The organism is Micromonospora inaquosa (assembly GCF_003857055.1).
Lineage (GTDB): Bacteria > Actinomycetota > Actinomycetes > Mycobacteriales > Micromonosporaceae > Micromonospora > Micromonospora inaquosa.
In genome coordinates this window covers 1-7,902 of sequence record NZ_QGSZ01000081.1, presented here as the reverse complement: position 1 = coordinate 7,902, position 7,902 = coordinate 1, and the positions used below count along the sequence as shown (strand labels likewise).

Annotated in this window: 6 protein-coding genes and 1 pseudogene; 1 reads left to right on the top strand and 6 read right to left on the bottom strand. The window is 68.0% G+C overall.

Annotated features, from left to right (window positions below; all coding sequences use genetic code 11):
- Positions 1 to 153: 153 nt before the first annotated feature.
- Positions 154 to 874, bottom strand: a pseudogene (locus DLJ59_RS01445) (VOC family protein).
- Between the two features lie 494 nt (positions 875 to 1,368).
- On the opposite strand from DLJ59_RS01445, the gene DLJ59_RS01440 reads away from it, so the two are divergent.
- A complete protein-coding gene (locus DLJ59_RS01440) occupies positions 1,369 to 2,568 on the top strand; it encodes a low temperature requirement protein A (RefSeq protein ID WP_244235780.1) in 1,200 nt (399 codons plus the stop codon).
- Positions 2,569 to 2,647: 79 nt separating this feature from the next.
- Here DLJ59_RS01440 and DLJ59_RS01435 read toward each other — a convergent pair whose 3' ends face one another.
- From DLJ59_RS01435 to DLJ59_RS01415, 5 genes are all read right to left on the bottom strand, one after another.
- Complete coding sequence (locus tag DLJ59_RS01435; protein ID WP_124770718.1) at positions 2,648 to 3,820, bottom strand: lipocalin-like domain-containing protein; 1,173 nt, start codon at positions 3,818 to 3,820, stop codon at positions 2,648 to 2,650.
- 76 nt (positions 3,821 to 3,896) lie between these two features.
- Entirely contained in the window at positions 3,897 to 4,712 is an 816-nt protein-coding gene (locus DLJ59_RS01430; RefSeq protein ID WP_124770717.1) for an NAD-dependent epimerase/dehydratase family protein, read from the bottom strand.
- Between the two features lie 15 nt (positions 4,713 to 4,727).
- Complete coding sequence (locus DLJ59_RS01425) at positions 4,728 to 5,132, bottom strand: cupin domain-containing protein (RefSeq protein ID WP_208648518.1); 405 nt, start codon at positions 5,130 to 5,132, stop codon at positions 4,728 to 4,730.
- On the bottom strand, positions 5,120 to 6,571 hold the full coding sequence (gene pdxR, locus DLJ59_RS01420; RefSeq protein ID WP_124770716.1) for a MocR-like pyridoxine biosynthesis transcription factor PdxR: 1,452 nt from the start codon (positions 6,569 to 6,571) through the stop codon (positions 5,120 to 5,122). The genes DLJ59_RS01425 and pdxR overlap by 13 nt, the downstream gene beginning before the upstream one ends.
- Positions 6,572 to 6,701: 130 nt before the next feature.
- Positions 6,702 to 7,586 carry an RNA polymerase sigma-70 factor gene (locus DLJ59_RS01415; protein ID WP_124770715.1) on the bottom strand — a complete coding sequence of 295 codons (885 nt, stop codon included), beginning with the start codon at positions 7,584 to 7,586 and terminating at the stop codon, positions 6,702 to 6,704.
- Between the last annotated feature and the right edge of the window lie 316 nt (positions 7,587 to 7,902).

Genomic DNA, 7,902 nt, shown 5'->3' with positions numbered 1-7,902 from the left:
CCGGGCCGCGCAGGCCAAATGAGAGCCACACGACCAGCGTGGGCAGCCGAAATGAGAGCGACAGCCCGGGCGCCTCGACCGAAGCCTGGCCGGGCCGCGGTCGCAGGTCAATGAAACAAGTAGCCGAGATGAGGGAGGCGTTCGTATGGTGAGTCACCGTAGTGCTGCCGCGAGTTCGGCGGCGTTGTCGAACGCGGATGCCGCCCTTTCGGATTCGTCTTCGGTGAGCGTGACGGACTGGGCGCGGGCCAGCATCTCGGCCGCAGTCTTTGGGTCGTGCAGCACCATCGCGAGTTCGGCGCGGTAGACCAGGACCTCTACCTGCTCGACCGGGTCGTCGTCGTTTTGCGGGCGGGCCAACGCGCTGTCGAGGATCCGAATGGCCTGTCCGACGCTTCCCCTGGAATCGGCCTGCACGACAGCATTCGCTAGGGCCTTGGCCAGCCGCCCGGCAGGCGTGGCGGCCGGCATGGGCGCGGTGGCGGCGTCCCGGAAGACACGGATCCAGTTGCCGCCCGGGTCGATGACGCTGAATCCGCCCAACCCGTCGGCGTTCTTCCGCGCCCTGGGCCGGGTCATCCGCGGCGTTCCGGACACCAGTACCTTGCCGTACGCGGCACGCATGCCGGCTGCGAACGCCCGATGTAGTCCCTCGATGTCCGCGGTGAGGACGAGACAGGAGCCATAAGACTGCTCCGGGTCAAATCCGGCGATCTCGAAGAACTGCAGCTGCAGGTCATCCCGCTGCACCCCCACACACGCGTTGGGCTTGCGTTGCTTGTACGTGGTGCGGAAACCCAGAACTCTGATAGAAGGTTTCGATGTCGTCAATGGAAGCGCACGGCAGCAGGGGAACGGTCACCTCGTTGGTCATGCCTCCTTCCTAGGCGTCGCAGGGTGTCCGTCGCACATGGAAATAGCCGATCATCGCCTTCGGCCATCCGATCGGCTGATGACGACGTCAGGCTGGCGGCGGGCTGCGCGAGTGCATTCGCCTTTGCCGCCGCCGGGGGCGTCAACCGGCGGCGCGCTCCACAGCTATCCCCAGGAGCTCATCCGGGTCATCGAGCTTGGACTCACCGACCTCGGACCGTGGCCCATCCTGGATGGTGATCGGCCTCGCGAGCGTCAGCGTGGTCTTCGCAGGCGGATTGGACCCCTGATCAACGCAGGGCCGCGAGGTCTTCGGAAGCCGCGTCGACCATCGCGGCAGCCTCTCGACGGATCCGCTCGCTCCCCCAGGCGCCGAGCGCCGTCAGGCTATTTTGTCCTCGCAGGTGCGTCTTATCCGTGGACGTCGCGGCAACGTGGTACGACTGCTTCAGCGATTAGCCGACGAAGCGGGCGGGCCGGGTGACGAGGAATAGAGTGGCAAATCTGCTGCGCAAGCGTGAGAGTCCGCAGCGGCCGACCTTCCTGGAACTGTTCTTCGATCTCGTCTACGTCTTCGCGCTCACCCGGATTGTGCACGAGTTGGTGTTGGACTACACCCGGGGTCACGTCGCGGAGCGGTTGACCACCTCCCTTGCGGAGAACGGCGAGACTCTGCTGCTGCTTTTGGCCCTCTGGTGGATCTGGACCCAGACGGCATGGGTGACCAGCAGATTCGATCCGTTCCAGCCGCCGATCCAGTTCGTTGTCGTTGCGACGATGTACGGGAGCCTGCTCCTGGCGGTCGCGATTTCGGGGGCTCTCGCCGAGACTGGCCTGCTCTTCGCGAGCACCTATGTCGCGATTCAGGTGGGCCGCACCCTCTTCTTCGTAGGCATCGTGCGCGGCCATAATCTGCGCCGCGTGAATATGTTGGCGCTCATCTGGTTCGGCGCGTCGGCCGTACCGTGGCTCGCCGGAGCCTTCGCTCCCGAGGTGACGCGCAATTCGCTATGGACGGTGGCCCTGGCAATCGACTACCTGGGGGCCAGACTCGGCTGGCCGGTACCGGGGCTGGGTCGCTCGCGGGTGTCCCCGTGGGCCGTCGCGGGGGAGCATTTGGCCGAACGCTACTGGCAGCTGGTCATTGTCGCGCTTGGCGAGACGATCCTGACCTCCGGATCAAGTCTTCTCCGCGGTCCGATCGTGGCTGAACGAATGATGGCCCTCACCTTGTCGTTCCTCACCACGGTGTTGCTGTGGCGGATCTACTTCTATCGAGCCGGCCAAATCCTTGGCGAGGCCATCGCGGCATCCGCCGACCCCGGCCGGCTCGGTCGGTTGGCCGAGCTCGCACATCTGCTCATGGTGTCCGGCATCCTCGCCAGCTCAGCCGGCTCCGAACTCGTCCTCATAGATCCATCCGGAGACGCCAAACCCGCCTGGGTCGGAGCCATCCTCGGAGGGCCTGCGCTCTACCTCGCCGGGCGCTCAGTATTCGAGTACGTCGCCTTCGCCCGAGTGTCCTGGCCGCGGCCGATCGGGATCCTCGTCCTCGCGGCCATGGCACCGATCATGCTCGGCCTACCGCCCCTCGGGGTCGCCGCAGCAGCAGTCGCGGTCCTGCTCGGCGTTGCCGTCTCTGACACGACCCGAGCCCGTGGGCGTCCACTGGAGGAGGCCTCGCCGCCACGCTGACGCGTACTCGGCACCCCACCGAACAAAGTCGATTCGCCGGTGACAGTTCAGATTGTCCTGCCCTCAAGGTCGGCGGGCGTCAGTTTCTACAGCGATGCCGGGCCTGGGCCGACATCGGCAAGGGTCGCTTTCGGGCGTCCCGCCGACCGGGCAATGACGGGCTCGCGGAGGCGACGCGGGCGTGCCCGAAGTACATGAGCTCCCAGATGGCGTCCTCGGCGAATTCCTCGACCACGCGTCCGCCCTTGTGGTGCTCGATCGTGAGCGGGCCGGCGAAGCGGAGGTAGGCGCCGTCGAACCGGATCAGCCGGGCCGCTGTCCGCTTGAGCCAGTGCAGGTCCTTGGTGAGCGGGTTGCGGACCAGGTCGCGCTCGCGGTCGAAGGTCACCACGTACGTGTCGTCGTCGTCCACGTACGTGTAGCGGATGAGGCCCGCCACCGGCTTGCCGGTCTTCGCATCGGTGTAGACCTCGTCTCGCTCGAACGTCATCTTCGCTGGATCGTCGCCGATGATCTGGCCGTCGCGGGCCAGCATGAAGATGGGGATTTCGGCGAAGCCGTACTTCTCGGCGCCGGTGATGAACGACGCGATGACCGTGTACGGTCCGGCCTGCCCCCGCCCCCAGTACCAGTCGTTGATAATTTTCTGCAGCCCGACGTTGCCCCAGTTGTGGTCGTGGTAGCCGACGCCGGTCGTCTCATGCCGCACACCGTCAATGGTGTACGAGCCCCGCACGGATCCTTGCGGCACCGAGGGCAGCCAGTTGAACTCGAGGTCGCGCTCCGGGCCGAACACCATGTGCCCGGTGGCCGGACGCCAGGCCGGGACCTCGGATGTCAACGTGAAGTCGACCCGCAACCTCCCGGCGGACGCCTGGATCCGGTACTCGCGCAGGTTCTCGCCCTGGAAGCGGTTGCCCGACCCCATCCGGACATCCGTACGCCCGCTCGCCGCCGACCACTCGGCCGCGGGGATCGCGATGGTGTTGTTGGACATCGTGCCGTCGGGCAGTTCCAGGTTGACTCGCAGCTGCGGCGACAGCGGGCTACTCGCCGCTCCGAGGTCCTTGTTCATGAACACCACGACCACCTTCGCGCCGTCGTCGAGGTGGGCGTCGAAGTACCACCACTCGTACGACCCGGCGCGATTGTCGGTGCGTGCGCCGTCCTCCCATTCGCGTACAACATCGCGCTCCAGCCCGAAGCGGGCATGGTCATCGCTCAGCGCGGCCAGTTTGAGGTGATCCGACATGACTCTTCGTCTCCGTTGCTTTTGCAGAATGCCCAGCAAGCCTTCCGACAGGCGTCCGCCAGTGGCTGCGGACGGGTCACAGGGTGGCGAAACCCTGCCGCCAGGACGGATAGGTCGGGATCCAGCCGAGCTGCGTGCGGGCGTAGTGGTTGCTCGCTCCCCGCGCCCAGCCATGCCGCTCGCCCCCGGTCACCGCGGGCGCCGGGACGCCGGCCGCCGCGCAGAACGCGGGCACCCACTGTGCGGCGGCGGCGGGCTCGTCGTCGCAGACGTTGACGACGCCGACCGGCCACTCCAGAGCGGCGAGCGCGGCGGTGACGGCGTCGTCGATGTGCAGCAGGCTACTCACGTCCGCGTCGGCGGGGACCTTGCCGGCGGCGGCGAACTGGGCCATCATGCCGTCGCGGGCGTACCAGGTGTCAGGGCCGTAGAGGGTGCCGTACCTCAGCACGACCCACTCGGGTGCCTCCTGAACGGCGGATTCGAGCGTGGCGGCACCACCCACACTGGTCTGCCGCGGCTCCGCGGCACCGAGGTCGAGCGGGGTCTTCTCGGTCGCGGGTTCGTCGCCCGGCTCGTACGCCCAGGCGATGCTCTGTGCCACGATCCGGCGTACCCCGGCGGCGAGCGCCGCGTCGACCAGGTTGCGGGTCCCGGTCCGACGCAGCCGCGAATTGGCGGCGAAGTCGCCAGTGCTCAGGTTGGTCAGCTGGTGCATCACCACGTCGGGCCGGGCGTCGCGGACAGCGGCTGCCACGGCGTCGCGGTCGAGCACGTCGACGGCGACCGGGCCGTTGCGGGACAACCCGATGACCTCATGCCCCTGGGCGGTCAGGAGCGGCTCGAGTCGGCGGCCGATGACGCCGGTCGAACCGGCGAGAACGATACGCATGATTGTGCTTCTCCGTCAGTTCGGCTGCGGCGAGCGGCGGTTCTTGCGCTGTTCGAGCTCCTCGGGGCTCACCAGCACCAGCATTTCCCGGCCGGGTGCGCACACCATGACGACCAGGAATTTGGTCACCCGATCGGGCAGGTTGTTGGCGGCCTGGTAGTGGATGACGTCGCCGCCGGGCTCCCAGAACGCCTCGCCGGCCTTGACGACCCGTTCTGGTTCGCCCTCCAGCTCGAAGATCATCTCGCCTTCGAGCATGTAGCCGAAGACCGGGCCGGAGTGCCGGTGTGGCGGTGTGCCCGGGTCGCCCGGGGGTAGTTCGATCGTCGCTGTCATCACGTGCGAGCCCGGCGGCAGCTCTGGGGGCATGGCCGTGCCCAGTAGCACGATCTCGTTGGTTCCGATCTTCATGGTTTGCATGAATCGAACGTATCCCCGACCGGACCAAGCGGATGGGCCAGTTCGCGCCCGGTCTGGTGGACCAGTTGGCTGAGCCCGGAGAGTGCCTGCTGCCAGGCATGAGCCGGTGGCGCCGCGTATCCGAGGACCAGGGCTGCCGCCTGCCGCTCATCCGCGGGATCGTGCCAGTAGCCGTTGCTGTGCAGGCCGATCAGGTGCAGCCCTTGGCGGCGACCGGCCTGGATCAACAGGCGCTCCTCCGCCACGGACGCCAGCGGCAGCAGCGCGTGCATGCCGGCAGCGATGCCCTCCAGCGGGGTCGGAGTCACCTCGGCCAGGCGGTCGGCCAGCTCGATCCGGCGACGCCGGTAGGTCAGGCGCATGCGGCGGATGTGCCGGTCGTAGTCGCCGTGCGCGAGCAGGTCGGCCATGGCGAGCTGGTCGATCGCGGAGACTGCGGCGCCGGCCTCCATGATCGTTGTCGTCAGGTCGCGACGCAGTGACTCGGGTACGACGAACCAGCCCAGCCGTATGCCCGGCGCCAGCGACTTGCTGGTGCTGCCGGCGTACACGATCCGCTCTGGCGCCAGTGCCTGCATCGCGCCCACCGGCCGCTGGTCGTAGCGGAACTCGCCGTCGTAGTCGTCCTCGATCAGGAACGCGTCCTGTTCTCGTGCCCAGGCGATGAGCCGGTAGCGGTGCCCTGGGCTGAGGACCACTCCGGTCGGATGCTGGTGCGCCGGGGTGAGCAGCGCGGCCTGACCCGTCACGTCGTCCGGATCGGCCCCATCCGCGCCCACGGTGAGCGGGGTGACCGTGAGGCCCGCGGCACGCAGGACCATACGGTGAGGGGCCAGGCCGGGGTTCTCGGTGGCGATGGCGCGTACGCCGCGCCGGTGCAGCGTCCGCGCCACCAAGGAGAGGCCCTGGGTGAAGCCCGCCGTGATCACCACTGCGTCCGGGGCGCAGAGCACGCCACGGGTGCGTGCGAGATAAGCGGTCACCGCCGCCCTCAACACGAGCAGTCCCGCCGGCTCGGGATAGTCCAGCGTGCCGCGCGAAGCCGTCGCCAGCGCCCGGCGGACACTGCCGACCCAGGCCGTTCGGGGAAACGAACCGAGATCGGGAATTCCCGGCCGTAGCTCGATCACCGGCCCGGCCGCCGTCGACGGTCGTGGCTGCCAGCGCGAGCCGGGCGGATCATGGAGCACCGCTGCGACCCGGGTGCCCGAGCCGGGTGCCGCCACCAGCCACCCCTCGGCCACCAGCTGCGCGTACGCCTGCACCACCGTGCCTCGGGCCAGGCCCAGGTCGGTGGCCAGGCTCCGGCTCCCCGGCAGGCGCGACCCGGCGGGCAGCCGGCCGGCCCGAATGCTCTCCCGTAGCGCGCTCTCCAGCGAGCGACCCGGGGAACCCGCACTCCGGTCGAACTCCAGATGCAGGTCAAGTGACTTCGTCACTCAGCAACGATCCCATTCGTGTGAGCGATGCCGGCAGGTTCGACGACTCATGCGCCGGACCCATCGACTTCGACGTACGTGCTGTCGACGAACCACGCGTCGTCAGGTGGCTGTGCGCCGGTGCCGACGGTCACCGCTGGAACTGGGCTAGTTTCTGTGGATTGAGGATGATCAACACTCGTTCGATCCCGGCGGGTGAGGCGTCGATGGTGACCAGAGCGACAGTCGTCCCGGGCCGTGAGACGAGGATCGCGGCTTGGCCGTTGGATTCGACGATCTCCGGTGAGAGGTCGCGGCCGAACTTCCGGATCAGTCCCAGGATGTAACGTGCGACGTTGTCACGTCCGACGACGGGTAGCTGGGCGGCCCGGACGGTGCCACCGCCGTCGGCGTAGGAGATGGCTGTTTCGGCGAGCAGTTCCTCGAGCTGGGTTAGCTCACCGGAGCGGGCTGCGGCGAGAAAGGCATGCAGCAGGCGGTCGTGGTCGGCGTGGGCGACCGGTTCGCGCCGCTGCTGGGCCAGGTGCGTGCGGGCGCGGTGGCCGAGCTGTCGTGCGTACGCCTCGCTGACGTCGAGTACCTCGCCGATCCGCCGGAATGGGTAGTCGAACGCCTCCCGTAGCACGTACACCGCCCGCTCGGCCGGGGTGAGACGTTCCAACAGGAGGAGCACGGCGAGTTCGAGTGACTCGTTGCGTTCGGCCTGGAGGGTTGGGTCGGCGGAGGTGTCGACGGGCTCGGGTAGCCACGGTCCGGGGTACAGCTCGCGGCGAGCGCGAGCTGATGTCGCGGCGTTCAGAGCGAGCCGAGAAGTCGTCGTGACCAGATACCCGATCGGGTCCCGTACCTGACTGCGATCGGTCTGTTGCCACCGAAGCCAGGCTTCCTGCACGACGTCCTCCGCCTCGGCGACACTCCCGAGCATCCGGTAGGCAATGCCGAAGAGCCGCGGACGGACCGCGCCGAATGCCCCTAACGCCTCGATCAGTCTCCCGTCCTTTCCTCGCCCCATCATGACCGCCCGCCTTGTCGCTTGTCCCAAAATATGCAGCTAAGTTCGAACTATCGCCTATCGCTGCTGTCCGTTGGGCGCCAACGCATACGGCTACCCCTGGGTGGCACTACTACAGCATCGGCTTGCTGCGCCAGGGCCCCCACCGCTGAGGCGGACGGGTCTGTGGATCTAACGGTGTTTCCGGCCTGGCCCGCCGGGCGTTGTGCCTGGTGAGGAGGGTGCCGTGATGACCGCGACACAGAACGATCAGGCTGGACGGAAGAAGCGGGCGGAGCCGTCGGCGGAGGCGAAGGCCGCCGTTGAGCTGGTCCGGGCG